At 53.6% G+C, this 1,910-nt stretch carries 2 protein-coding genes; one reads left to right on the top strand and one right to left on the bottom strand.

Translation table 11 applies throughout. The annotated features are described in order from the left end of the window. Positions 1 to 868 (bottom strand): aminoacyl--tRNA ligase-related protein (locus MVD07_RS06345; RefSeq protein WP_366078475.1); only part of this gene is annotated, 868 nt, incomplete at its 3' end. Between the two features lie 100 nt (positions 869 to 968). Between MVD07_RS06345 and MVD07_RS06340 the strand changes: the two genes are divergently transcribed. Further along, positions 969 to 1,910: NAD(P)-dependent oxidoreductase (locus MVD07_RS06340; protein ID WP_297499785.1), on the top strand; the 942-nt coding region annotated here is incomplete at its 3' end.

Genomic DNA, 1,910 nt, shown 5'->3' with positions numbered 1-1,910 from the left:
GTATAGGGGCTATTGTCGGGGGGAGGACGATGCCGTTGTCGTCGCCGTGCACTCCTATGACCGCTGCGAGAAGTCTCTCGCTCATCCCGAAGGTCGTCTGGTGGACGTATTCGTGCTCTCCCGTCTCAGTCTCGTACTGTATGTTGTAGGCCTTTGCGAAGTTCTGGCGGTAATTGTGCATCGTCCCTATCTGGAGCGTCCTTCCGTCCGGCATCATGACCTCTGCTCCAAGGGAGTAGTAGGCTCCGGGGAACTTGTCCCACTTGGGCCTCTTTGAGACTATGTATGGCAGGGCAAGGAACTTCGCAAGCCTGTCGAATATCTCAAGGTCTTCCCTTATCTGCCTCTCGGCATCTTCGTAGCTGTCGTGGGCGGTGTGGGCTTCGAAAAACCTGCTTATCTCCCTGACGCGGATTAAGGGCCTCGTGTGCTTGGTCTCGTACCTGTAAACGTTCACTATCTGGTAGATCTTGAAGGGCAAATCCGCGTGCGACCTTATCCAGAGGGAGAACATGGAGTACATAGCCGTCTCGCTCGTCGGCCTGAGGATGAGCTTTATATCGAGAGGGTCAAGGCCGGCGTGGGTGATCCAGTAAACCTCATCCTCGAAGCCCTTTATGTGCTCGGCCTCCTTCTGGAACTCGCTCTCGGGGATTAGAGCCGGGAAGAGAACCTCATCGTGGCCTGTTCTGGCCATTTCATCGTGGATGAACCTCTCTATGTTGCGCATGATTTTAAGGCCGTAGGGAAGCCATATGTTCATTCCCTTGACAGGGTAGCGCTTGTCCTGTATTCCAGCTGTCTCTATAAGCTCGTTGTACCACTCGCTGAACTCCTTGCTCCATCGTTCTCTCTTAACCCTGCTCATCGACACCACCTAATGGGAAACCCCTGAGGTGCTTTTTAAGTTTTCCCGGTCGCCAAAAACCTTATTAGCTCCGTTTCGATAACCATCTTAAGGTGATAACATGAGGCCAAAGGTGGCGGTTCTTTTCAAGATGAAGAGCAAACCGACTGAAGAGCTCAAGAAGTACGCTGACGTCGAGTTCATCCTTTATCCCAGTGTTGAAGAGCTGAAGGAGCGGATTGGCGAGTTTGACGGCGTGATAATTTCGCCCCTGAACCCCTTACCGAAGGAAGTCATAGAGAGGGCGGAAAAGCTTAAGGTGGTAAGCTGTCACTCAGCTGGCTACGACCACGTTGACATTGAAGAGGCCACGAGACGCGGGATTTACGTTACCAAGGTCTCCGGCTGGCTTAGCGAAGCCGTTGCGGAGTTTGCAGTCGGCTTAACTATAGCGCTCCTCAGGAAGATAGCCTACACCGATAAGCTCATCCGTTCAGGGAAATGGGAGAGCCACGCCATGATATGGAGCGCCTTCAAGGACATAGAGACGGTCTACGGCAAGAAGGTGGGAATCCTCGGCATGGGGGCTATAGGGAAGGCGATAGCGAGAAGAATGAAGGCTCTCGGAACGGAGATACTCTACTGGTCGCGGTCGAGGAAAGAAGAGGTCGAGAGAGAGGTCGGCGCTGTTTACAGACCCTTTGAGGGCGTCCTGAAGGAGAGCGACATCGTTATCCTTGCCCTTCCAGCGACTCTGGAAACCTACCATATAATCAACGAAGAGCGGATAAAGCTCCTTGAGGGCAAGTACCTGGTGAACATTGGAAGGGGAACCCTCGTGGACGAGAAAGCCGTCGTTAAGGCCATCGAGGAGGGCAAACTCAAGGGCTACGCCACCGACGTCTTCGAGAGAGAACCAGTTCAGGAGCATGAACTCTTCAGGTACGAGTGGGAAACGGTATTAACCCCCCACCACGCAGGTCTCTCAAGGGAGGCAATGGATGACATGGGCTTCCAGGCTGTGCGGAACCTCCTCGCGGTTCTACGCGGTGAAGTTCCAAAA

This window comes from Thermococcus sp. (assembly GCF_027008145.1).
Taxonomy (GTDB): Archaea; Methanobacteriota_B; Thermococci; order Thermococcales; family Thermococcaceae; genus Thermococcus.
This window is presented reverse-complemented; position numbering and strand designations above follow the sequence as displayed.